The organism is Hydrocarboniphaga sp., from assembly GCF_028291725.1.
In the GTDB taxonomy this organism is placed as follows: domain Bacteria; phylum Pseudomonadota; class Gammaproteobacteria; order Nevskiales; family Nevskiaceae; genus Hydrocarboniphaga.
In genome coordinates this window covers 26,589-49,639 of sequence record NZ_JAQGNT010000059.1, presented here as the reverse complement: position 1 = coordinate 49,639, position 23,051 = coordinate 26,589, and the positions used below count along the sequence as shown (strand labels likewise).

Sequence of the window (23,051 nt, the reverse complement as noted above, 5' to 3'; positions counted from 1 at the left end):
GCAGGTCCAACCTTAACGGCCACAACTGAATTCAACCTGTCCCGGCAGCGATGTGTCCCTCGATACGCGGCTACGCCGCTACTCGGGAGGAACGGAGGGCGGTAGGGGAAGTCCGTTCCTCCCGAGTAGCCCGCACAGCGGGCGTATCGAGGGACGCATCGGAACGCTCTAGCTCTTCACGTCGGCTGCGGTGCCAAGTTAGCGACTGCCCGCCGGATAGGCTGCACGAAGGATGCTCAGCTGAGTTTGCAAAGTTTCATTGAATGTACGCATCTGCGACTCAAGAGCGTCGTAGCGCATAGTAAGAAATTTGTAGGTGTCGGCTTCTTTTGAGCATGGATCGACCCCAAACAGTGGAAGATGAGCACGACACTGATGTTCTTTGTCGAGTGCCTCCTGAATCTGGGGCATGAGCTGACGCATTTCTGTGGCGATTGACGTAACTTCAAATGTGTCTGAGAGCTTAGATACCTTCTGTTGAAACTCCGATTGCTGTTCAGATTGAAGGCAGCCAGTGGGATCTTCAGCTGCTGCCACAATTGGCACGGCGAGAAATAGACAGGCGAAAATCCGAGATTCCATGGAAATTGACGTTCTGCGCTTCAATTGTCCAACCCCGCCGTCAGCCGCCGTGCCGTCTCCGCCACCAGTGGGATGATCCGGCTGTACGCCATCCGCGTCGGCCCAATCACACCGAGCACGCCGGCGATCTGGCCTTCGACAAAGTAAGGCGCTGTCACCACGCTGACTTCATCCAGCACCCGGTAGCCCGATTCCTCGCCGATGAAGATCTGCAAGCCTTCCGCCGCCAGGCAGGAATCGAACAACTGCAGCAGATCGCGCTTGCGGTCCAGTGCGTCGAACAGCCCGCGCAGGCGGCCGACATCGCCCAGTTCCTGGAAGCCGAGCAGATTGCCGCCGCCGGCATAGACGTAATCGCCACCGCTGGGCTTGTCGCCCTTGAATGCCTGCTCGGCCATGAACACCGCGTCGCGCAGGGTCTGGTTGACGCGCACCTGGGTGTCGTTGGCGTCCTGCAGCAGCGCGCTGCGCAGGCTGACCAGGTCGCGGCCGGCGAAATGTTCGTTGAGCACGTTGGCGTAGCGCTCGAGTTCATCCGCGCCGTAGGGCCGGTCGGTGGCGACGATGCGGTTCTGCACTTCGCTCTGGTTGACCACCAGGATCACCAGCACGCGGCGGTCCGACAGCGGCATGAACTGGATGCGGCGCAGGATCGCCAGATTGCGCCGCGGCGTGGTGACCACGCCGGCCATCTTCGACAGCCGCGAGATCAAGGCCGACGCCGCCTGCACCATGTCCTGGGTGCTGCGGCCGCGCGGTACCAGATCCTCGGCAATGCGGTCGCGCTCGGCGTCCGACAGCGGCTCCGGCGCCAGCAGCGAGTCGACGAAGTAACGATAGCCGCGCGTGGTCGGCACGCGCCCGGCCGAGGTGTGCGGCGACACCACCAGGCCAAGCTCGTCGAGATCCGCCATCACGTTGCGGATGGTCGCCGGCGACAGGTTCAGGCTGGCCGAGCGCGACAGCGTGCGCGAGCCGACCGGCTGACCATCGGCGATGTAGCGCTCGACCAGCAGTTTCAGCAGATCAGCGGCGCGTCGTTCCAGGGGTTCGGCCATGGGTTTCTCAGGGGATACGCAGCTGACGGTAGGGCCTGTTAACCATCATCCGATCGCTGCGCTGGCCCGAAAAAGGGCGCAGTGCAAGGATCGACTGACGAAGTGTACTGGACGTACACGAGGAAGGAGAGACGCCGCAATGCGCCCTTTTTCGGGCCAGCCCGGAGGGTTGCCACCCAACAAGGGGGCCATACCGCGTTGCTCGTCGTCACCATAGTCACCACTATGCCTCCTCCTCGCGCCTTGTCTGGCCCCCTTGTTGGGTGACAACGCAGCGACCGGAAGATGGTTAACAGGCCCTGCAGACTGCAAAAAATGCGTCAAGACAGACCTGTGCAAACGGCGTACAGGACGCGCCGGCAGGCATGGCATCCTGTATCGTGTTGGCGTTCCATAAACCACAGTCACCATGAAGCCATTCCGCACCGTCGGGGTGATCGGCAAACGGCGCGAACCGCATCTGCCGACGCTCGCGAGCCTGTGTCTTGCGCTGCGTGCGCAGGGCTGCGAAGTGCTGGTCGAAGACAATGCCGCGCTGGCCGAAGCACCGGCCGGCCGCCGCGTATCGCGCCAGGAACTGGCGCGCTCGGTCGAACTGGCGATCGTCGTCGGCGGCGACGGCACCCTGCTCGACGCCGGCCGCTCGATGGCGCCGGCCGGCGTGCCGCTGCTCGGCGTCAACCAGGGCCGTCTCGGCTTCATGGCCGACCTGCTGCCGGAGCAGATCGCCGACTCGCTGGCCGCGGTGATCCGCGGCGAATACGAAACCGAGGAGCGCATGGTGCTGAGCGCACGCATCATCCGCGCCGGCGGAGACGGCAGCTCCGCCGATGCGATGCCGCGCATCGCGATCAACGACGTGGTGCTGCGCAACCAGGCGTCGATCCGGATGCTCGAGTTCGAGAGCTGGATGGACGAGGATTTCATCAGCCTGCACCGTGCCGACGGCATGATCGTGTGCTCGCCGACCGGCTCGACCGCGTACGCGCTGTCCGGCGGCGGCCCGCTGATGCATCCGAGCCTGCAGGCGATGGCGCTGGTGCCGATCTGCCCGCATACGCTGTCGGATCGCCCGATCGTGGTCGGCGGCGAGCAGCGCGTGCGCCTGGTGGTCTGCGGCGACGAAACCCTGCCGCCGACGTCGCTGCAGGCGATGATGACGATCGACGGCCAGATCGGCGAATCGCTGGCGACCGGCGACGCGGTCGAGATCACGCGCGGCGCCGCGGCGCTGCGGCTGATCCACCCGGCGGGCTACAGCTACTTCGCGATCCTGCGCAACAAGCTGCGCTGGGGCCGCGGCCAGACCGTGCTGGAGCGCTAAAAAACCGATCTATGCTGCTCGGCCTTTCGATCAAGAATCTGGCGATCATCGACGCCCTGGACCTCGAGTTCGGGCGTGGCTTCACCGTGCTCACCGGCGAGACCGGCGCCGGCAAGTCGATCCTGATCGACGCCATCGGCCTGGCCATCGGCACCCGCGCCGAAGCCGCGCTGGTGCGCAGCGGCCAGGAGCGCGCCGAAATCAGCGCGGAGTTTTCACTGAGCGACGCACCCGCCGCCCGCGCCTGGCTGCAGGATCAGGAAATGCTCGACGCCGACGACACCAACGCCTGCGTGTTGCGCCGCGTGGTCTATGCCGAGGGCCGCACCCGCGCCTTCGTCAACAACGCGCCAGTGGCCGCGAGCGCACTGCGCGAACTCGGCGAAACCCTGATCGAAGTCTTCGGCCAGAACCAGAGCCAGACCCTGGTGCGCGCCGATACCCAGCGCAGCCTGCTCGACAGTTATGGCGAGCACGCGCGCGAGCTTGCGCAAACCGCCGAGCTGGCGCAGCGCTGGAGCCTGCTTGGCGCGCAGATCGAAAAACTCGGCAAGGCCAGCACCCGCGATCCGGCGCAGCTCGAGTTCCTGCGCTACCAGATCCGCGAACTCGACGCGCTGAACCTGCAGCCCGGCGAACTCGAGCAGCTCGACATCGATCATCGCCGGCTCGCCAATGCCGGACGCCTGCTCGAGGACGGCGGCCGCGCGCTCGAGCTTTTGTACGGCGGCGAATCCAGCGCCTACGACCAGCTGTCGAGCGCTAACCTGCTGCTGGCCTCGCTGAGCGCGATCGATGCCGGCTTCGCTGACATCGAGAGCAGCGTCGGCGCGGCGCAGAGCCAGCTGCGCGAAGCCACGCAGGCGCTGCAGCGCCTGCTCGACCGGCTCGACCTGGACCCGGCGCAGCTGCAGCAGGTCGAGCAGCGCCTGACCGACGTGCACGACATGGCGCGCAAGCACCGCCTGCGCGCCGATGATCTGCCGGAGCGCCTGATCGCGTTGCGCGCCGAACTCGACGAGGCCGAAGCCGCGGCCGGTGGCGCCGAAAAATTGGTCAAGGAACAAGGCGAAGTCGAAACCGCCTGGCGCGCCGCCGCGCAGCAACTCAGCGCCCAGCGCCGCAAGGCCGCCAGCCAATTCTCCGAACAGGTCACGCGCGGCGTGCGCAGCCTGGGCATGGCCAACGCCGAGTTCGTCGTCGCGGTCGAGCTGGATGCCGGCGCGGCACCGCGCGCTCATGGCGCCGATGAAGTGCGCTTCGATTTTTCCGCCAACCCCGGCCAGCCGCCCAGGCCGATCGCCAAGGTCGCCTCCGGCGGCGAGCTGTCACGCCTGTCGCTGGCGATCCAGGTCGCCGGCAGCAACGCCGGCGGTGCCGCGACGATGATCTTCGACGAAGTCGATGCCGGCATCGGCGGCGGTGTCGCCGAGATCGTCGGCCAGCAGTTGCGCGCGCTGGGCCAGGACCGCCAGGTGCTGTGCGTAACCCATCTGGCCCAGGTCGCGGCCCAGGGCCTCAGCCACCACGGTATCGCCAAGGAAGTGCGCGCCGGCAGCACCTACACCCGCGTCATGCCGCTGGATCAGGCACAGCGCGTGCAGGAGCTGGCCAGAATGATGGGCGGGGTCGAGATCACGGCCTCGACGCAGGCACATGCAAAGGAACTGCTGGAGCGCGCGGGCGGCTAGGGCTAGATCCGCAACTGTAGGAGCGGACCTTGTCCGCGATTGTGCTCTCTGCGGCCTCGATCGCGGTCAAGGACCGCTCCTACGGGGCCGCTGAGCGTGGCGGTCGCAGTGCCTTCAGGTTCGGGCAGCTTTCGCGCTGGCATTCGCCGTAGATGATCAGGCTGTGCTCGGTCATCTTGAAGCCGAGTTCCTTGGCCCGGTCGCGCTGGCGCTTTTCGATGGTCTCGTCCTCGAACTCCTCGACGCGCCCGCAGTTCATGCACACCAGGTGATCGTGATGCTGGCCGCGCTCAAGCTCGAACACCGCGTGCCCGCCCTCGAAGTGATGGCGCGTGACCAGGCCGGCGGTCTCGAACTGGGTCAGCACCCGGTAAACCGTGGCCAGGCCGATGTCTTCGCCACCGTCCATCAGGCGGCGGTAGATGTCTTCGGCGGACAGGTGGCGCGTCGGACTGTTTTCCAGCATTTCCAGAATCTTGAGGCGCGGCAGCGTGACTTTGAGGCCGACGCTTCTGAGATCGGATGATTCCACTGGACCCACTCCTGAAAGGCTCGCGGCCGGCTGTAGCGAGGGCCGGTTGCCCGCCGCCTTGAACGTTTAGGTATTATCGCAGTCTTCTTGCAGTCTTCCAGCGTCTTCACGACGCAAACAACGAGCCTTAAGTCCCCAATGCGTATTCTGCTGCTCGGCCTTCTGGCCCTGAGTCTCTCCGCCTGCTCGCTGCTGTATCGCCTGCCGACCCGCCAGGGCAACGTGATCGACCAGCGTGACCTTGCCAAGCTGCAGGTCGGTATGACCCGCGACCAGGTCAAGTACGTGATGGGCACGCCGGTCGCCGGCAATCCGTTCCGCGACGACCGCTGGGATTATTTCGGTTACTACAAGTCGCCGCGCGGCGACGTCACCACGCGCACGATCAGCCTGTATTTCGACAACGCCAATCGCCTGGCGAAGATGGACGGCATCGAACAGGCCTCGGCCGGCAAGGTGGACGAGCTGGCCAAGCCCGACCTGAACTTCGTCAAGTCCGAAGAGAAGAAGGACGCGGCCGAAGCGGTTCGCGGCCCGAGACCGCCGGACGACGGCGGCGAGCAGACACCGACGCCGCAAGGCGCTCCGTAACGGGTCCGCAACAGGTCCGCAACAGGGAAAACCTCAGCGCCGGCGCAGCCGCGCCCGCTTGCGCCGCGTGTCCTTCGGGTCGGCCAGCAGCGGCCGGTAGATTTCGACCCGATCGCCATCGCACAGCGGTTCGCGCTCGGGCCGCAAGCGGCCGTAGATGCCGGTGCGGCCGCTCAGATCGCCCAGATCGAAACGCTCGCGCAATCCCGATGCATCGATCGCGTCGGCCAGGCTGGCGCCGGCCGGCAGTTCCAGCACGACGACGGTCTGCTGGTCCTCGGACGCGTAGACCACCTGCAGCTTCAGCATCTCAGCCACGCGTCAGCCGCTGCTCCGCGCGCTGCCGGAACGCATCGATGATGCCGTTGACGGCGCGGTCCATCCACGGCGCCAGCGTCGCCTCCATGATCCGGCTGGCGAAATCCACCGTCAGCGCCAGCGACACCTTGCAGGCGCGCTCGTCCAGCACCTGGAAGTCCCAGACGCCTTCGAGCTTGCGGAACGGGCCCTGCACCAGCCGCATCTCGATGCGCGTGCCGTGCTGCATCAGGTTCTCGGTGGCGAAGCTGTCAGACAGCGCGCTGACGCGGAAGCCGACGCGAGCCCGGACCCGGCGGCAGCCATCGGCAAGTGGCTCGTCGGACTCGATCTGCGCCGACACGCAGCCCGGCAGAAATTCGGGATAGGCGCCGACGTCGGCCACCAGGCCGAACAGATCGGCGGCGGCGAACGGCATCAGAGCGGAGCGCTCCAGCGTTCTCATGCCGGGTCTGCGATCGTGAGCATCAGGCGGCCCACAGCCGGGCGAGCCAGTCGAACGCACCGAGCGCATACAGCAGGATCGCGAGCAAGCCGAGCCGAGCCGGATAACTCAACATGAAAATCCATAGCCCGGTCCAGCGCTCCTCACGGGGCCCGGCCACGGAGCGCGCGAGTTCCGTGGGCAGCACATGGCCGATCAGCACGCAGATCATCAGGCCCGACAGCGGCGCGATCAGCGTGGCGCTGAGCAGCTGCATCCATTCGAAGAAGTTCTGGCCGAACAGCCGCAGATCGGCCAGCACGTTGAACGACAGCATCGAGCCCAGGCCGAGATACCAGACCATGATCGCCGCCGCCGTCGCGGCGAACACCCGCGTCAGCCTCAGCCGCTCCATCAGGTACCGCGTCAGCGGCTCCAGCAAGGCCGCCGCCGACAACAAGGTGACGACGAAGATGACCAGATAGAACGACGTGGCAACCGCGATGCCCGCCCAGCCCGGCGGCAGGGCCTGCGGCAAGGTCTGGAACACCATGCCGATGCCCGGCGACGGCTGCAGCCCGGCGCCGAGCACGAAGGCCAGCAGCACCAGGCCGCAGAGCAGGCTGAACAGCGTGTCGAGCACGATCACGGTCAGGGCCAGCCGCCCCAGCGGCATACTCGCCGGCAGGTAGGCGCCCAGCGTCAGCATCGATCCAAAGCCCAGCGCCAAGGTGAAGAATGCCTGCTGCAGCGCCTCCATCACGCCGCGCCAGCCGAGCCGTCCAGCGTCGCCGACGAACATGTACTCGGCCGCGGCATAGGTGTCGCCGTAGTGCGCGGCGGCCAGCACGATCGCCACCAGTGCAACGAAGGCCACCGGCACGAAGTAGCCGGCGGCGCGCTCCATGCCCTCGCGGAAACCCTGGGCGACGATGATGCAGGTCATCACCATGAACAGCGTGTGCCAGGCCAGCGAGCGCTCCGGGTCCTGCGCCAGTTCCAGGAAGCGCCCGGCGGCCGCGGCCGCATCGCCGTCGAGACCACCGGACGCGGCGCGGAACACGTAACCGAGGCTCCAGCCGGCGACGACGCTGTAGTACGACAGGATCATCAAAGCGCCGAGCAGCGCGCAGCCGCCGAGCAGGCGCCAGCGCCGGCTCGCATCCGCGGTCTGTGCCATGCGCCCGAATCCGGTGATGACGTCGTCGCGCATCCAGCGGCCCAGCGCCCATTCCGCGACCAGCAAAGGCAGCCCAAGCAGCAGCAGCGCGCCGACATAGACCGCCAGAAACACCCAGCCTCCATACTGGCCCATCAAATATGGCAGGCGGGCGATATTGCCGATGCCGATACAGCCGCCCGCGGCCACCCAGACGAAGGCGCGTGCGGAACTCCAGTAACCGTAGCTGCTTTCGCGGATGTTCACGGCCGTAGTGTAAGGGCTCGTAAATGGATAACGTGGACGAACGCCGGGGTCTGTTGTCGTGCAATGTAAGGAATGACGAGCGCGATGTACTTAACGTACATAAGCGAGGAATGACGCGGCAGTGCGCGACAACAGACCCCGGCCCTTCGGGTTGCCGCCCCGGAGCGCGCCAGGCGGCGTTGCTCGTCGCTCATGTGCAATGAGCACAGCCGATGGCCCCGGCGAGTCATGACTCAATGTCATGGCGAGATAAGCCATCGGCGCTCCTCGCGCCTTGCCTGGCGCGTTCCGGGGCGGCAACGTTCGTCCAAGTTATCCATTTACGAGCCCTTAGGGCTGTAGTCGTGCCCACGGGCGCCGGGCCGGCGCCCCTATAATGGCCGGATGAGCAAGAAGAAAGACGATAAGGATGCCGACCGCCTGATCGCCGTCAACCGGCGCGCGCGGCACGACTACTTCATCGAAGAAACCTACGAAGCCGGGTTGATGCTGGTCGGCTGGGAGGTCAAAAGCCTGCGTGAAGGCCACGGCAACATTGCCGAAGCCTACGTGGTGCTGAAGAAGGGCGAAGCCTGGCTGATCGGCGCACAGTTCTCGCCGCTACTGTCGGCCTCGACCCACGTCGTCGCCGACCCGACGCGCTCGCGCAAGCTGCTGCTCAACGCCAAGGAACTGGGCCAGCTGATCGGCAAGGTCGAGCGCGCCGGCTACACCCTGGTACCGCTGGACATGCACTGGACGCGGGGCTTCGCCAAGATCCAGATCGGCCTGGCCAAGGGCAAGAAGCAGCACGACAAGCGCGCCACGCTGAAGGAACGCGACTGGGACCGGCAGAAAGGCCGGATCATGCGCGCCCGCTGATCCGGCGGACGCTGCATCCTGGCCGAGACGAGCCCTAAGCGGGGGACGTGAACGCTCGGCCACCATCGCGGCTGAAGCAAAGCCGAAACCCGATTGAGCACGACGTGCCAGCCCCATTCAACTCGACGCTGTAGGGCAAAAACTACAGCGTTTCGCGACCCCGCGGGGGTTTCCCCCAGAGATGACCGGCTGCTACCTGCAGCCGCGAACCTGCTTCCACTCAGCCCCCCGGGATTACCCGAGCTTTCGCCGCGCGCTGGCAGGCGCATTGCTTTTTGTGCGCACCGCCTGAAGGCAGCCGGGTTGTCGCGCCGTCACACGGCCAGCGTCGAAACCGGTGGCCGCCTTCGGGAATGGATTTTCTTTGCGTGAAAACAATCAGGGGAACCACGTCATCATGATCAAGCCATTCCACAGTCTGCTGCTGCTCGTCGCAGCACTTGCCAGCCCCAGCGTATGGGCCGACATCGCCGAAACCGAACCGAACAACAGCTGCGCCACCGCCCAGCCCGTCGCCGGCAGCAGTTTTACCGCCGACGGCACGATCGACCTCGGCGACGTCGACTACTACCGCTTCACCGCCACGCCCGGCGCCGCGCTGCAGATCGATATGAAGGGCGCGCCCTCGGGCGTCGGCACCATCAGCGACACCGTGCTCGGCTTCTTCGACTCGTCCTGCACGCAGCTCGCATCGGACGACGATTCCGGCGTCGGCACCGAATCGCTGTTGCTGATCACCGTGCCCAGCGACGGCGTCGTCACCATCGCCGCCGGCGGCTTCCCTGATTTCAGCTTCAATGGCGCCAACAGCGCCACCGGCACCTACCAACTCACCGTTGGCGAGCCGACCACCGCGGTCATCAGCGGCAAGCTGCTAGACGCCGTAACCTTGGCGCCGCTGACCAGCGACAACGCCGCCTATGTGCAGCTGATGTCCTGCAGTTCACCCGACGCGAAGCTTTGCGCCTCGACGACGACTGCCGTCTTCCCCGATGCCGAGGGTCAGTACAGCCTGCCGCTGCTCGGATTCGCTCCGGGCACTTATCAGCTGTGGGCACAGGCCAGCAATTACGCCATCCTGTATTCGAAGAAATTCACCATCGACGAGAACACCGAGTCGAGCAAGCTGAACTTCAAGATGAGCGGCCTGCCGCTGCAGATCAGTGATGTGCTGCCCTGCACCAGCGCCGGTAGCGGTGGCAGCTGCAGTTACAGCTACATCGTGACCAATACGACCACGGCGGCGGTCACCGCCTCGCTGTGGTCGACGACGTACGCCCAGCCCAACAGCTCCGTGGAAGGATTCAGCTCCTTCATGGTCGGCAAAAGCGCCGCGCGTAAGCCGTTCGTGGTGACGCTGGAACCGGGCGCTTCGACCAAGGTGAAGCAGTCGCTGTCGCTGGCCGGCATGGCGTCGGGCGCTGTGGCAACGGTGCAGATCTTCGCCGCCAGCAGCGACAAACTGGCGCAGACCACCGGCCACGCCGATGGCTTCACCTTCACCGTCGGCCCCAACGCCACGCTGACGGTTGCCACCGGCAAGAACCGAGCGCCGATGATCGCCCGGGCCACAAAGCGCGCGCCGATGTCGGTATCCAAGCCCTCGCCGGTGGTCATCGCCGGCACCGCGATGGACGCCAGCACCGGCCAGCCGCTCGGCGACGGCAGCGCCTACGTCTCACTGCAGCTCTGCGCCGACCCGAGCTATGACCTGTGCACGATCAACCTCGGCAACATCACACCCAACAGCAGCGGTAAGTTCTCGTTCCGCGCTACCGGCCTGGCCAGCGGCCGCTACCAGCTGTGGGCGCATCGCGGCGAAGCGACCTCATATGCGGCGAACTTCGAGTTCAGCGGCACCAGCGTCACCGGCCAGACGATCTGGGCGCAGATTCTGCCGATCAGCATCACCAACCTGATCCCCTGCGACAACTACAGCAGCCTGCCGGCTGGCAGCGCCTGCAACTTCACCTACGATGTGACCAACACCACCGGTGCTACGCAGACCGTGGACCTGTGGACCAGCGTCTACGCCTCGCCCACCGGCTCGGCCTACGGCATTGCCAGCTACGACATCGGCAAGAAAGACGGCGCCGCTCCGATGACGCTGACGCTGGACCCGGGTGCAACGGTGTCGGTGACGCAGAGCATTCCGCTGGCGACGCAGCTCAAGTCCGGCGCCAGCGCCAGCACCGAGCTGTGGGTCAGCGTGTCGGGCTCGCCGACCAACACCCTCAGTCACGCCTACGGCTTCTTCTTCAACATCGTGCCGTGATTCCGGTTTAGGTTTCCGGAGTGACCAGAACGACGGCGCAAGCCGCCGTTCTGGTATGCGGCCGACGGAACTCGTCCGCGGCGTGGTAGTCTTACCGGGACTTCACGGGGGCGACATGGTTTCGACGTCGATCGCAAAACCCGAGGGGCATGCCGAGCTGCAGATCTGCTCGTTAAACGGTCTGCAAACAAGCTAGTTGCGAACGACTCCAACTACGCCCTCGCCGCCTAAACTCCGGTGAGCGTTTGACCCGGCAGTGTCGGTACTCCGGAATCAAACGTCGACTCTTACCGAATAAGGCTGACGCGCGCCCTTCGCCGATGCTCGAAAACCTCAAGGGGATAGGCCTCAGCGTTCCGTGCCTGTTCGGCAGCTGGGGATGAAAACCAAAGACTAGGCTACGCATGTAGAACCGAAGGCGGAGCATTGGCGGACGGGGGTTCAATTCCCCCCGCCTCCACCAAATCAAGGTTCCAAGAGGAACCGAAGATGTACTTGAACCCCGCGTAATTGCGGGGTTTTTTATGTTTTTTATCAACGGCGGGACGGGATTCTCAGCTGGTTCACATCCAGCCCAAGCCCTTGCCGGCGGTATAAACAGGCTCTCGCCTGACTCTATAGCGCAACACCATTTCGAGTAATACACTTAAACCTTCCGTATTACGCATGGAGCCGGTCATGGCTACGACAATGACGGTCAAAGGGCAAGTCACCATCCCCAAGAAGGTGCGGGACGCGCTGCGCCTGTCACCAGGCGATGGCGTGGACTTTGATGTGAACCGCGAGGGTCAGGTCGTCGTGCAGAAGGCTGGCGGGCGGCCCGCCAGCAAACGTGACCGCTTTGAGTCGGCGCGTGGCAAGGCACAGGTCAAGTGGCGCACCGATGAACTGATGGCGCTTCTACGCGGGGCAGACTGAGCGACGCCCCATGATGCTCGTGGACACCAACGTCCTGCTGGACGTGCTCGAAGACGACCCGGCATGGGCGGACTGGTCGGTGCGCCAGCTACGGGCTCAGGCCCAAGTGCATGAGCTGCTCATCAATCCGGTGATCTATTCAGAACTGTCGTTAACCTTCGATTCTGTCGATGCTCTCGACGACGTGATCGACGACATAGGACTCGCATACCAGGAGCTACCCCGCCCCGCGCTCTTCCTGGCCGGCCGCGCCTTCGTGAAGTACCGTCACGGCGGCGGTCAGCGAACGAGCATTCTGGCGGACTTTTTCATTGGCGCCCATGCGGCAGTGCTTGGCTGCGGAATCCTGACCCGCGACACCCGGCGCTACAAGAACTACTTCCCCACTGTCCCGCTGGTGACACCGGAGGCCAAGTGAACAGCCAGGCGACTCACCCCGCGGTGATGACAGAAGCGGACACCTGCCGAGAGTTGGTCACACCGAAAATCGTCGAAAGCGGCTGGTCCACGTCTCCGCACTCCATCGGTGAGCAACGCAGCATCACGAACGGCCGGATCATTGTGGCTGGAGGCAAGGTCCGGCGTGGAAAGCAGCGCAAGCCGGACTACCTGCTGTACTACCGCCGCGATTTTCCGCTCGCCGTTGTCGAGGCCAAGGAACTTGGCCTGCCTGCCGAAACCGGTGTGCAGCAGGTGCGCGAGTACGCCGAAATGCTCGGGCTCAAGTTCGCTTATGCCACCAACGGCAGCCGCATCATCGAGATCGACTACCTCATCGGCACCGAGCAGCAGGTTGAGCGATACGCGACCCCCGCTGAGCTGTGGCAGCGACTGAGTGGAGCCGCGGCGATTCCAGAAACCGCTGAGCCCCACCTGCTGGAACCGTTCAACCTGGTGTCCGGCAAGGTGCCACGCTATTACCAGCAGATTGCCATCAACCGCGTTATCGAATCCATCCTGCTCGGTCAGAAACGCATCCTCGCGACCTTGGCCACCGGCACGGGCAAAACCTGTGTGGCCTTCCAGATCTGCTGGAAGCTGTGGAACAGCCGCTGGAACCGCACCGGCGAATACCGGCGCCCCAAGATCCTGTTCCTCGCCGACCGCAACATCCTGGTCGACGACCCGATGGCGAAGATGTTCGCGCCCTTTGGCGACGCCCGGCACAAGATCAGCGGTGGCGACACCAGCCAAAGCCGCGACATGTACTTCGGCATCTACCAGTCGCTCTCCACGGCTTCGGAAGATGTCTTTCGCCAGTACCGGCCGGATTTCTTCGACCTGATCGTCATCGACGAATGCCATCGCGGGTCCGCGCGGGACACCAGCAGCTGGCGCGCGGTTCTGGATTACTTCACGCCTGCCGTGCAGTTCGGCATGACCGCCACGCCGCTGCGCGAGGAGTCGCGCGACAGCTACAACTACTTCGGCAACCCGGTCTACACCTACAGCCTGCGCCAGGGCATTGAGGATGGCTTCCTCGCACCCTATCGCGTGCACCGCGTCATTACCTCAGTCGATGCCGCTGGCTGGAGGCCCTCGAAGGATGAACTGGATCGGTTCGGCCGCGCGGTGCCGGATGACGAGTACCAGACCAAGGACTTCGAGCGTGTTGTCGCACTCCGCGCGCGCACCAAGGCCATGGCCCGGCATTTGACCGACTTCCTCAAGGGCACGGATCGCTTCGCCAAGACCCTCGTGTTCTGCGTCGATCAGGAACACGCCGCCGAATTCCGCCAGGAGCTGGTGAATCTCAACAGCGACCTCGTCAAGCAATACCCCGACTACGTCTGCCGCGTGACCGCCGACGAGGGCACGATCGGGCTTACGCACCTTGGCTATTTCCAGGACGTGGACAAGCCCACACCGGTCATCCTCACCACCTCGCAATTGCTGACAACCGGCGTGGATGCGGAGATGGTGAAGAACGTCGTGCTCGCCCGCGTGGTCGGCTCGCGCTCGGAGTTCAAGCAGATCATCGGCCGCGGCACGCGCCTGAAGACCGACTACGGCAAGGAATACTTCAACATCGTCGATTTCACCGGCACGGCCACCCGCCATTTCGCCGACCCGGAATTCGACGGCGATCCTGCGCAAATCGAAGAGGTCATCATCGGCCCGGAAGGCGAGACGGTGGAGACAGTCGTCGAGCCCACCCCCGGCATCGCGGAGCCAGAAGCCGAATACGTCGTCGAGCCTGCTGACGGCGATGCCGAAATCATCACCGACCCACCCGACGAGCCACGCAAGTTCTACGTCGATGGTGGCGAAGTCGAGATCATCGGCCACTTGGTTTACGACCTCGACACCGAGGGCAAGAAGCTCCAGGTGGCGAGCTACACCGAGTATTCCGGCCGAGCGGTGCGCTCAATGTATCCCAGCCGCGATGCCCTGCAATCCGCCTGGTCGAACCCGGACACCCGTGTCGAAGTCCTGCGGGAGCTGACCGAGCGCGGCATCAGCTTCGAGGAACTCGCCGCCGCCAGCGACCAGCCCGACGCCGATCCCTTCGATCTGCTCTGCCATCTCGCCTGGAACGCACCGCTACTCACGCGCCGCCAGCGTGCCGAGCGTGCCCGCAAAGCGGCGCAGGATTTATTCGCGCAACACGGTGAAACCGCCCGCGACGTTCTCTCGCTGCTACTGGAGAAATATGTGGAGCGCGGTATCGTACAGTTCAGCGCGCTCTCCGAGCTGATGAAGGTGAAACCCTTCGACCGTTATGGCAGCCCTTCCGAAATCGCCGCGCGTCATTTCGGCGGCGTGAAGGGCATGAAGGACGCGGTGTCCCGTTTGCAATCCGCCCTATACCAATAAGAGCACTGAATGCCCCCGAAGGAAAAGACGACCAGGAAAGCCAAGGTCCAGCTCACCACGCGCGAGAACCTTACCGCGCTGATCGGCAGCGCGCGCAAGATTCTGCGTAAGGATAAGGGCCTCAACGGCGACGTGGATCGCCTGCCGCTGCTCACCTGGGTGATGTTCCTCAAGTTCCTCGACGACCTCGAAATCGTCCACGCCGAAGAATGCGAACTCGACGGCCGACCATATCACGCCATCGTCGATGCACCGTATCGCTGGCGCGACTGGGGCACGCGCCAGGACGGTCTGAGCGGCGATGAGCTGCTGGCTTTCATCAACCAGGAAGAAACCATCCGCCCGGACGGCCAGCACGGCAAGGGTTTGTTTGCCTATCTGCGCAGTCTCTCGGGAGAGAGTGAGAAAGGCAGCCAGCGCGAGGTCATCGCCAACGTCTTCAAGGGCGTGCAGAACCGCATGGTCAGCGGCTATCTGTTGCGCGATATCGTCAACAAGATCAACGGAATTCACTTCAGCAGCAGCGAGGAGATTCACACCCTCTCGCACCTGTACGAATCCATGCTGCGCGAAATGCGCGACGCGGCCGGCGACTCCGGCGAGTTCTACACGCCGCGTCCGGTCGTGCGCTTCATGGTGCAGGTCACCGACCCCAAGCTCGGCGAAACCCTGCTGGACCCGGCCTGCGGCACCGGCGGCTTCCTGGTAGAGGCTTACGACCACATTGCTAAATCGATCAAGACGACCGAAGAGCGACACACACTGCAACGCGAAACCCTGTTCGGGCAGGAAGCCAAGCCACTGCCGTATATGTTGGTACAGATGAATCTTCTGCTTCACGGGCTGGAGGCGCCGCAGATCGCCTACGGCAATACGCTGGAGCGCCGCGTCAGCGAAATCGGCCACAGCGAGCGCGTGGACGTCATTCTCACCAATCCACCCTTCGGCGGCGAGGAGGAGGCTGGCATCAAGGCCAACTTCCCCGCCAATATGCAGACGTCGGAAACCGCGCTGCTGTTCCTGCAATTCATCATGCGCAAGCTGCGCGTGGCCGGCTTCGGCGCCGAGCGCGGCGGACGCGCCGCCGTGGTCGTACCTCACGGCATGCTATTCGGTGACGGTGTTTGTGCCGTCATCAAAGAAGAGATGCTCAAGGAGTTCCGGCTCCACACCATCGTGCGCCTGCCGCAAGGTGTGTTCGCGCCCTATACCGATATCCCGGCCAACCTGCTGTTCTTCGAGCGCGGCGGACCGACGCAGGACATCTGGTACTACGAGCTGCCGTTGCCGGAAGGCCGAAAGAAATACTCCAAGACCGCACCCCTGCAATTCGAGGAATTCGCCGCGGCACAGGCCTGGTGGAACCAGCGCGAGGAAGGACCTCAAGCCTGGAAGCTGGACTTCGCCACTCGCAAGGCCGCAGCGGTCGCCGCTGCCACGCCGCACTGGCAGCACGCTGAGGCCGAGCGCACAAACGCGATGGCGCTCGGCAAGCCGCTGCGCGATCTGGAACTTGCACTAAGCAACGCAAGCAACAGCGATAAGGCTGCGTTGACTGCGCAACAGCGGGAGGTGAAAGCCAGACAGCAGGCGCACGAGGCCACTGCGAAAGCAGCTCAGGTCCGTGGCGACGCCCTCTACTGGCCGCTCTACAACCTCGACCTCAAGAATCCCAACGCCAGGCAGGGACTGGAACACGCCGATCCGAAGGACCTGGTGGCCGCTATGCGTGTCAAAGAGCAGGAGGTGATGCGACTGCTCGGTGAGATCGACATACTGGTCAGCGAGACCGCTACATGAAGCCGCACCCCAAGGTTCGCTTCGGGGAGATTGCTCCACTCGTCAGGCGACCAGTGGATATTGACCTTGATGCCGTATACCCCGAGTTGGGAGTTCGCTCGTTCGGAAAGGGCACATTCCATAAGCCGCCGCTACAGGGAGCACAAGTAGGTAGCAAGCGACTTTTCCGTATCGAGAAAGGCGACCTGATTCTCTCCAATGTGTTCGCATGGGAAGGCGCTGTAGCCGTTGCTGGCGCTGACGATGGAGGGCGCTACGGTTCCCATCGCTTCATCACCTGTGCGGTCGATTCCAAACGCGCAGACGCCAATTACCTTGTCCGCTATCTGGGAACTCCAGATGGTCTAGCCCAGCTTCAACGTGCCTCTCCGGGCGGAGCCGGCAGGAATCGAACTCTCGGGCTCGAAAAGCTGCAGGAAATAGTTGTTCCGCTCCCGCCGCTTGCCGAGCAGCAAGCCGTCGTTGCCCACCTCGACACGCTGGCCGACAAAGCGCGGCAGGTGAACAAGCATCTTGACGACATCGAAGCCGATTCCGACCGCCTGCTGGCCGTGCGCTTCCGCGACGCCGTTGCCTCCGCCACCGTCCGGCCCATGTCGGAGGTCGCACCGCTGGTGCGGCGCGAGGAGGCAGTGTCCTTGGAGGGCAGCTACCCTGAACTCGGCATCCGTTCATTCGGAAAAGGCACGTTCCACAAGCCACCATTGAGCGGAGCCGAAGCGGGAAGCAAGCGTCTGTTCCACATCGAACCCGGCGACCTTCTTTTCTCCAACGTTTTCGCCTGGGAAGGCGCCATCGCCATCGCCCAGCCAGAGGATGCCAGCCGCTTCGGGTCGCACCGGTTCATCACCTGCGTGGTCAACCAGCAACTCTCCAGCGCAGAGTTCCTCCGCTACTACTTCCTGACCGAGGCAGGCTTGGAAAAGATCGGCGAAGCGTCACCGGGCGGAGCCGGCCGCAACCGCACGCTGGGTATTGAAAAGCTCGCAGTGATTGAGGTTCCAGTGCCACCGATCGAAACACGGCGCGCCTTTGACGCTCTCCAATCCAAGGTCGCAGAACTGAAAGCCAAGCACTCGGCCATCCGCGAAGCGAACCAGTCCCTGATTCCGGCGACGCTGGAGCGCCTGTTTGGCGCGGCCACAAATGGAGAATCTGCCGCGTGATCCGCACGCTGAAGGGACCAGAGTTCGCGAGGCAGTTCGGCCTGCGACCGCAAATGCTGGCCTGGTTCCTTGGCGCCGGAGCCTCCGCATCAGCCGGAGTTCCCACCGGCTACGCGATGATCACGGACTTCAAGAAGCGGTTGTTCTGCCAGCTTTCCGGCATGTCGCTGCGCGAAGTCGATGCCAATGATCCACTATGGACCGAAAGGATCAATGCGTTCCTCAGTACACGTTCGGCGCTCCCCACGCCAAACGATCCAACCGAATACGCAGCGGCATTCGAGGCCGTCTACCCCACTACTGAAGATCGTCGCCTGTATGTCGAGGCCGCGATCAAGAAAGGCAGCCCGTCCTTCGCACACCGGGTACTCGCGGCACTGCTCACTACCCAGCGGATTCCCTGCGTCTTCACAACAAACTTCGACTCTCTGGTAGAGACCGCTGCAACGCTGACCGACCAGTTAGTCGAGCCTGCTGAGCGTGCCCATCTGACCGTTGCGGCCATCGACAACGCCTCTCGAGCCGAGCTGTGTATGCGCGAGTCTCGTTGGCCCTTGCTTGCCAAACTGCATGGCGACTTTCAATCGGTCGAACTGAAGAACACGACCGCGGAACTGAAAACGCAGGACTCGCAGATGCGGCGGCTATTGTCGGCAGCTTGCGCGCGCTTCGGCCTCGTGGTGGTCGGCTATAGCGGGCGCGACGCCTCGGTTATGGAAGCCCTGACCGAAACATTGGCGCAGCCCAAGGCATTTCCGGGCGGGCTTTTCTGGGTGACTCGAGCAGCAGATTCGCTCTTGCCCGCCGTAACGCAGTTGCTGGAAACGGCAGATAAAGCCGGTGTTTCCGTTGCTGTCGTAGAGTCCCAGACGTTCGATGAACTGGCGGCCGACATTGCCGACGGCATCGAGCTTCCGGGGCCACTGCAGACCCATGTGTATCAGGCGCGTCCCGATCCGGTCCTCCGCGAGGTTCCGCTGCCGACGGCGGAGCGGCGGAAGTTTCCCGTGCTGCAATGCTCGGCGCTTCCGATACTTGCCCTGCCGACCATCGCGCGTCGTATCCAGGTCGATCAGCCAGTTTCAACTTCTCGTGCGCGAGAACTGCTACGCGAGGCCAAGGTCTGGGGCATCGTCGCCAGCGCCGGGCGTGAATTGGCGGCTTTCGGGACTGACATCGATCTCGAGCGCGCCTTTGCAAGTGTAGGGGGCCGTGTCGAAGGAACGCTCGAATTGGACCCTGACAAAGATAGCTGGGCTCGCGGACTGCTCTACGACGCGCTGGTCCGCGCGTTGTGCCGCAGGCGACCGCTTTTTGCCCGGCTACGCCGTAAAGGCCACTCCCTGCTGGTGCAAAGCGGGTTTCCGAACGACACGCCGGAAGTCGCTACTCGTCGCGATAAGCAGCTTGCGGAGCTCAAGCGTGCGTACAACACTGCCCTGGTCGGCAATATTCCCGACCTCGACTATCCCTTCAATGAGGGTGTGCAGATCCGCCTGGAGTCCTTGAACGGTCAGTGGTGGTGCGCGTTCGAGCCATTCACCTCTGTGGAGTTCCCGCACCGCGATGCGGATAACGACGGCGATGCCGAAGCTGCATCGGGTGATCTCGCATTCCAGGTTCTTCGACAAGGTGACCCGGCGATCAATTGGCGGCGCGAACGATGGGTTTTGCGCCGCAACCAAGCCTGGGCTCAGATCATCGCTGCCTGGGCAAAGATGCTAGCTGGAGATGGGTCCTATTCCCTGCGCGCGGTTGGGCTGAAGGACGGGGCAGGTCAGGATGCCGAGTTCCGCTTGTCTCCGGCCACGGCTTGGAGCCGCCCGAGTCATGAGCACGACTACTTTCTACGGGATCGTCGATGAGCGCTATTTTCGATGCGTCGAAGCTGGCCCCCTTCGCTCTGCTGGAAGAACCTCAGTTGACGTTCGATCCGACCGATACGTCACTCGACGTGAACCCGCTACGTGGGCTCGACCACCATGGCCCCTACAGTTCCTCTACGTTCCGGGCCTATACCCCGGCTTTGCGGATAGCAACTATCGCACCCGCGAGTGGATGGGCTGGGTTGCGGGATTTGATCGAGACTCTGCGATCGAGTCAGAAGCCCGGGGACCGAAAAGAGTATGTCCCGTACTTCCGGGGTTTCGTCGGCGTCTTTGGAGTCCCCTTGATAGGAGCACCAACCGGCAGCGCTCACATCAAGCTGCCTGATGATCTCAACGCGCTAGGCGAGGGCGGACTGGCGCACGAGCGGTTGTTGCAGGCCCTTCGAGGAGGAATGGATCGGCTGATGCTGGTACGTGATCAGTTCGATGTCGCCCTCGTCCATCTGCCAGACGCCTGGCAAGCGGCTTTTAGGGCACCGGGCTTCGATGCCCACGATGCGCTCAAGGCCTTGGGAGCGGCATATAGCATCCCGACGCAGGTGATCAATGACCGAGCGATCAACTATCTGTACAAGGCCTCTCTGGCGTGGCGCCTGTCAATCGCCCTGTATGTGAAGGCAGGCGGCATACCCTGGAAGCTGGCGTCTCTTCCGGAGGTTCCGGAAGGGACGGCCTATATTGGCCTCGCTTACGCCCTGCGGGGCGACCCCAAGGACGCTCATTACGTGACCTGCTGCTCGCAGGTCTTTGACGCAGATGGCGGCGGAATGCAATTCGTTGCATTCGAGGCACGAGACCCTGTCAAGGACATCGAAGAGGCGCGACGCAATCCCTTCCTGAGCCGGAACGATATGCGCGCAGTGCTGGCACGCAGTCTGCACCTCTATCAGGGTCGAAACGGTGGACAGCTACCTCGCCGCCTCGTGGTTCACAAAACGACCGCCTTCAGGCCCGAGGAACTGGAAGGTGCTCTGGATGCCTTGTCGGCCGTGCCTGAGGTCGAATGCATTGAGGTCGCGAGCAGCCCAGGCTGGCGCGGCGTGTGGCTGAACCAAGGCCGGAAACAGGGGGTACGCAGCGAGCCTGATGGCTACCCGGTCCCTCGTGGCACGGTGCTGCAACGCTCCGGACATTCTGTACTGGTCTGGGTGGCTGGCAATGCTCCCCGTGCCGCGCTACAGGGCGACTACTACCAGGGCAAGAAGAGCATCCCGCGCCCGATCAGTCTTGTGCGTCATGCTGGCATAGGTCCATTGGAGATAACCGCGCTTGAAGCCCTTGCGTTAACCAAGATGGATTGGAACAACGATGCCCTGTACGACCCAGTGCCCGTCACCATTCGATATTCACAACGATTAGCACGAACAATCGCCAATGTGCCAAGCCTGCCGGGCAATGCCTATGCGTATCGACTATTCATGTGATCAACGGACGCCGTTCTCGCATGAACACTGCGACATGCTCTCCGCTGGCCCGCAACGATTTGGCGTTTGCGAATGTTGGGGACAGGTCAAAATTTCCCAGGTGTGATTGCCGTCTGTCAGATATTTCTGTATGTTTTCTGACATGAGCACATCCGAACTCATCCGCCAGTACGTCCAGAAACTACCCGCCGGGGAGCCGTTCACCCCTGCCGCATTCCTGGGCATGGGCGCGCGTGCGTCCGTGGATCAGGTGCTGTCGCGCCTAGCGAAGGCTGGCGCGATCACGCGCGTGACCCGCGGGGTGTTCGTGCGCGCCACAGAAAGTCGGCATCTGGGCAAGGTGCTGCCGGAGCCGAGCAAGGTCGCGGAAACGGTGGCCAAGGCCAAGGGCGCGTCACTCCAGGTGCATGGCGCGGAGGCGGCGCGGCGCTTTGAGCTGACCACCCAGACCCCGACGCAGCCGGTCTTCTACACCAGCGGGCCGAGCAAACGATTCCGGATGGGCAAAATGGAAGTCGTGCTCAAGCACGCTGCGTCGCGCAAGCTGGCCTTCGCTGGCCGCCCGGCGGGCGTGGCACTGTCGGCGCTCTGGTATCTGGGCAAGAACGAAGTGACGCTCAGCACCATCGAGAAAATTCGCCGGAAGCTGCCAGCCAGCGAGTTCGAGGCGCTTTCGGCAGCCAAGGCATCGATGCCCGGCTGGATGGCGGCAGTGTTCTATCGCTACGAGCAGCAGGCGGTCAATGGCTGAGGCTTTTCTGCGGCTGCCGCTAGCAGAGCAGGCCGAGATTCTGAATGGCCTGGCGCCAGAGTTGGGCCGCGCGGCAGTCGTCCTGGAAAAGGACGTCTGGGTCTGCTGGGTTCTGCAGCACCTTTTCCAGATGCCGGGTCGGCTGCCCATGGCTTTCAAAGGCGGCACATCGCTATCGAAGGTTTTCGACGCGATCAGCCGCTTCTCGGAGGACGTGGACGTCACGCTCGACTACCGCGGATTCGACACCGACATTGATCCCTTCGACGCCAACACGTCCAAGTCGCAGATCAAGAAGCTCGGCGAATCACTGAAGGGATTCGTCCGCGACCACGCGCACGAGGTGGCAACGCCCTACTTCACCGAGCAACTGAGAGAGCAGTTCGATCCCCAGCATGCTCGCGTTGAAGTCAGCGATAACGGCGAGGAGTTCCGCATCTACTATCCGTCGGCCCTCGACCAGGCAGCCGGCTATGTCGGCAACAGCGTGCTGATCGAATTCGGCGGCCGCAACATCACCGAGCCGAACGCCGAATATCAGGTTCGTCCGTATATCGCGGATCGGCTTCCAAGCCTCGACCTGCCCTCGGCGACGGTAACCGTGCTCTCGCCCGCCCGCACATTTTGGGAGAAGGTGACGCTGATCCACGTCGAATGCCACAGGCCCGATCTGAAGGCCGATGCCAACCGCCAGTCGCGCCATTGGTATGACTTGGCCCTGCTCGCCGACCATGACATCGGACGTCAGGCCTTGGCGGATCGCGCGCTGCTCGCCGACGTGGTGAAACACAAGAAAGTGTTCTTCGGGGCTGGCTACGCAAACTACGACGCCTGCCAGACCGGCGGCATACGCCTGCTTCCAGATCAACGCCTGCTCGACGCCGTCGCCAGCGATCTGCGCGCGATGATTGATGCCGGGATGTTCTACGGTGAGCGCCCGTCGTTCGAGAAAATCATCGGACGGCTGCGCGCCCTGGAGCATGAGATCAACGCGGGGGCACGTTTGGGGGCATCTGACTGAAACAAGATGCACAAAGTCAAGGTGTAACAATCTCTTGAGAGTCTTATCCAATAGACCCCGCCCCACCATTCAAGCATCCAGCGGCTTACGCTGGAATACATCAACCCCGTGAAACTACGGGGTTTTTTATTGCCCCACATCCATAGGCCTACAGGGCCATACGTTGACAGAGACCGTCGGCTG

At 63.5% G+C, this 23,051-nt stretch carries 20 protein-coding genes and 1 other RNA gene; 15 read left to right on the top strand and 6 right to left on the bottom strand.

The window, feature by feature from the left end; genetic code table 11:
- Positions 1 to 198: 198 nt before the first annotated feature.
- Positions 199 to 582 (bottom strand): hypothetical protein, encoded by a 384-nt coding sequence (locus JWQ90_RS15945; RefSeq protein WP_299695971.1) that lies wholly within the window; start codon positions 580 to 582, stop codon positions 199 to 201.
- Positions 583 to 602: 20 nt separating this feature from the next.
- Entirely contained in the window at positions 603 to 1,640 is a 1,038-nt protein-coding gene (gene hrcA, locus JWQ90_RS15940; RefSeq protein ID WP_299695969.1) for a heat-inducible transcriptional repressor HrcA, read from the bottom strand.
- Between the two features lie 409 nt (positions 1,641 to 2,049).
- On the opposite strand from hrcA, the gene JWQ90_RS15935 reads away from it, so the two are divergent.
- Both JWQ90_RS15935 and recN read left to right on the top strand, forming a co-directional pair.
- Entirely contained in the window at positions 2,050 to 2,964 is a 915-nt protein-coding gene (locus JWQ90_RS15935) for an NAD(+)/NADH kinase (protein ID WP_299695967.1), read from the top strand.
- An 11-nt stretch (positions 2,965 to 2,975) separates the two neighbouring features.
- Positions 2,976 to 4,655: a DNA repair protein RecN gene (recN, locus tag JWQ90_RS15930; RefSeq protein WP_299695965.1), complete on the top strand. Its 1,680-nt coding sequence runs from the start codon at positions 2,976 to 2,978 to the stop codon at positions 4,653 to 4,655.
- A gap of 79 nt (positions 4,656 to 4,734) precedes the next feature.
- Here the strand turns inward: recN and fur are convergent, their stop codons facing one another.
- A complete protein-coding gene (gene fur, locus JWQ90_RS15925; protein ID WP_299695963.1) occupies positions 4,735 to 5,187 on the bottom strand; it encodes a ferric iron uptake transcriptional regulator in 453 nt (150 codons plus the stop codon).
- 138 nt (positions 5,188 to 5,325) lie between these two features.
- Between fur and JWQ90_RS15920 the strand changes: the two genes are divergently transcribed.
- Entirely contained in the window at positions 5,326 to 5,778 is a 453-nt protein-coding gene (locus JWQ90_RS15920) for an outer membrane protein assembly factor BamE (protein ID WP_299695961.1), read from the top strand.
- A gap of 33 nt (positions 5,779 to 5,811) precedes the next feature.
- Here JWQ90_RS15920 and JWQ90_RS15915 read toward each other — a convergent pair whose 3' ends face one another.
- The 3 genes from JWQ90_RS15915 to JWQ90_RS15905 are packed head-to-tail and all read right to left on the bottom strand — an operon-like array spanning position 5,812 to position 7,946.
- Positions 5,812 to 6,087, bottom strand: coding sequence for an RnfH family protein (locus tag JWQ90_RS15915; RefSeq protein ID WP_299696050.1), 276 nt, complete (start codon positions 6,085 to 6,087; stop codon positions 5,812 to 5,814).
- 1 nt (position 6,088) lies between these two features.
- On the bottom strand, positions 6,089 to 6,541 hold the full coding sequence (locus tag JWQ90_RS15910; RefSeq protein WP_299695959.1) for a type II toxin-antitoxin system RatA family toxin: 453 nt from the start codon (positions 6,539 to 6,541) through the stop codon (positions 6,089 to 6,091).
- 22 nt (positions 6,542 to 6,563) lie between these two features.
- On the bottom strand, positions 6,564 to 7,946 hold the full coding sequence (locus tag JWQ90_RS15905; RefSeq protein ID WP_299695957.1) for a sodium-dependent transporter: 1,383 nt from the start codon (positions 7,944 to 7,946) through the stop codon (positions 6,564 to 6,566).
- A 384-nt stretch (positions 7,947 to 8,330) separates the two neighbouring features.
- On the opposite strand from JWQ90_RS15905, the gene smpB reads away from it, so the two are divergent.
- From smpB to JWQ90_RS15845, 12 genes are all read left to right on the top strand, one after another.
- Entirely contained in the window at positions 8,331 to 8,807 is a 477-nt protein-coding gene (smpB, locus tag JWQ90_RS15900; RefSeq protein ID WP_299695956.1) for an SsrA-binding protein SmpB, read from the top strand.
- A 397-nt stretch (positions 8,808 to 9,204) separates the two neighbouring features.
- Positions 9,205 to 11,082, top strand: a complete 1,878-nt coding sequence (locus JWQ90_RS15895; RefSeq protein WP_299695954.1) for a hypothetical protein — start codon at positions 9,205 to 9,207, stop codon at positions 11,080 to 11,082.
- Positions 11,083 to 11,188: 106 nt separating this feature from the next.
- Positions 11,189 to 11,545: a transfer-messenger RNA gene (ssrA, locus tag JWQ90_RS15890) on the top strand.
- A gap of 215 nt (positions 11,546 to 11,760) precedes the next feature.
- Complete coding sequence (locus JWQ90_RS15885; protein WP_299695952.1) at positions 11,761 to 12,000, top strand: AbrB/MazE/SpoVT family DNA-binding domain-containing protein; 240 nt, start codon at positions 11,761 to 11,763, stop codon at positions 11,998 to 12,000.
- 10 nt (positions 12,001 to 12,010) lie between these two features.
- On the top strand, positions 12,011 to 12,418 hold the full coding sequence (locus JWQ90_RS15880; protein WP_299695950.1) for a type II toxin-antitoxin system VapC family toxin: 408 nt from the start codon (positions 12,011 to 12,013) through the stop codon (positions 12,416 to 12,418).
- A 26-nt stretch (positions 12,419 to 12,444) separates the two neighbouring features.
- A complete protein-coding gene (gene hsdR, locus JWQ90_RS15875) occupies positions 12,445 to 14,817 on the top strand; it encodes an EcoAI/FtnUII family type I restriction enzme subunit R (protein ID WP_366919523.1) in 2,373 nt (790 codons plus the stop codon).
- 9 nt (positions 14,818 to 14,826) lie between these two features.
- Entirely contained in the window at positions 14,827 to 16,617 is a 1,791-nt protein-coding gene (locus tag JWQ90_RS15870; protein WP_299695946.1) for a class I SAM-dependent DNA methyltransferase, read from the top strand.
- The gene (locus JWQ90_RS15865; protein WP_299695944.1) at positions 16,614 to 17,783 is read left to right on the top strand and encodes a restriction endonuclease subunit S; all 1,170 of its coding nucleotides are present in this window, start codon (positions 16,614 to 16,616) and stop codon (positions 17,781 to 17,783) included. Before JWQ90_RS15870 ends, JWQ90_RS15865 begins: the two co-directional genes overlap by 4 nt.
- Entirely contained in the window at positions 17,780 to 19,648 is a 1,869-nt protein-coding gene (locus JWQ90_RS15860; RefSeq protein WP_299695942.1) for an SIR2 family protein, read from the top strand. Before JWQ90_RS15865 ends, JWQ90_RS15860 begins: the two co-directional genes overlap by 4 nt.
- A complete protein-coding gene (locus tag JWQ90_RS15855; RefSeq protein ID WP_299695941.1) occupies positions 19,645 to 21,096 on the top strand; it encodes a hypothetical protein in 1,452 nt (483 codons plus the stop codon). Before JWQ90_RS15860 ends, JWQ90_RS15855 begins: the two co-directional genes overlap by 4 nt.
- Before the next feature lie 142 nt (positions 21,097 to 21,238).
- Positions 21,239 to 21,847 (top strand): DUF6088 family protein, encoded by a 609-nt coding sequence (locus JWQ90_RS15850; RefSeq protein ID WP_299695939.1) that lies wholly within the window; start codon positions 21,239 to 21,241, stop codon positions 21,845 to 21,847.
- Positions 21,840 to 22,868: a nucleotidyl transferase AbiEii/AbiGii toxin family protein gene (locus JWQ90_RS15845; RefSeq protein WP_299695937.1), complete on the top strand. Its 1,029-nt coding sequence runs from the start codon at positions 21,840 to 21,842 to the stop codon at positions 22,866 to 22,868. The genes JWQ90_RS15850 and JWQ90_RS15845 overlap by 8 nt, the downstream gene beginning before the upstream one ends.
- Positions 22,869 to 23,051: the final 183 nt, after the last annotated feature.

Coding starts and splice junctions, on each gene's coding strand:
- JWQ90_RS15935 (WP_299695967.1), top strand. CDS start 2,050: ATGAAGCCATTCCGCACCGTCGGGGTGATCGGCAAACGGCGCGAACCG.
- JWQ90_RS15850 (WP_299695939.1), top strand. CDS start 21,239: ATGAGCACATCCGAACTCATCCGCCAGTACGTCCAGAAACTACCCGCC.
- JWQ90_RS15845 (WP_299695937.1), top strand. CDS start 21,840: ATGGCTGAGGCTTTTCTGCGGCTGCCGCTAGCAGAGCAGGCCGAGATT.
- JWQ90_RS15870 (WP_299695946.1), top strand. CDS start 14,827: ATGCCCCCGAAGGAAAAGACGACCAGGAAAGCCAAGGTCCAGCTCACC.
- hrcA (WP_299695969.1), bottom strand. CDS start 1,640: ATGGCCGAACCCCTGGAACGACGCGCCGCTGATCTGCTGAAACTGCTG.
- JWQ90_RS15865 (WP_299695944.1), top strand. CDS start 16,614: ATGAAGCCGCACCCCAAGGTTCGCTTCGGGGAGATTGCTCCACTCGTC.
- JWQ90_RS15895 (WP_299695954.1), top strand. CDS start 9,205: ATGATCAAGCCATTCCACAGTCTGCTGCTGCTCGTCGCAGCACTTGCC.
- JWQ90_RS15885 (WP_299695952.1), top strand. CDS start 11,761: ATGGCTACGACAATGACGGTCAAAGGGCAAGTCACCATCCCCAAGAAG.
- JWQ90_RS15945 (WP_299695971.1), bottom strand. CDS start 582: ATGGAATCTCGGATTTTCGCCTGTCTATTTCTCGCCGTGCCAATTGTG.
- JWQ90_RS15880 (WP_299695950.1), top strand. CDS start 12,011: ATGATGCTCGTGGACACCAACGTCCTGCTGGACGTGCTCGAAGACGAC.
- smpB (WP_299695956.1), top strand. CDS start 8,331: ATGAGCAAGAAGAAAGACGATAAGGATGCCGACCGCCTGATCGCCGTC.
- JWQ90_RS15920 (WP_299695961.1), top strand. CDS start 5,326: ATGCGTATTCTGCTGCTCGGCCTTCTGGCCCTGAGTCTCTCCGCCTGC.
- JWQ90_RS15855 (WP_299695941.1), top strand. CDS start 19,645: ATGAGCGCTATTTTCGATGCGTCGAAGCTGGCCCCCTTCGCTCTGCTG.
- JWQ90_RS15915 (WP_299696050.1), bottom strand. CDS start 6,087: ATGCTGAAGCTGCAGGTGGTCTACGCGTCCGAGGACCAGCAGACCGTC.
- hsdR (WP_366919523.1), top strand. CDS start 12,445: ATGACAGAAGCGGACACCTGCCGAGAGTTGGTCACACCGAAAATCGTC.
- JWQ90_RS15910 (WP_299695959.1), bottom strand. CDS start 6,541: ATGAGAACGCTGGAGCGCTCCGCTCTGATGCCGTTCGCCGCCGCCGAT.
- recN (WP_299695965.1), top strand. CDS start 2,976: ATGCTGCTCGGCCTTTCGATCAAGAATCTGGCGATCATCGACGCCCTG.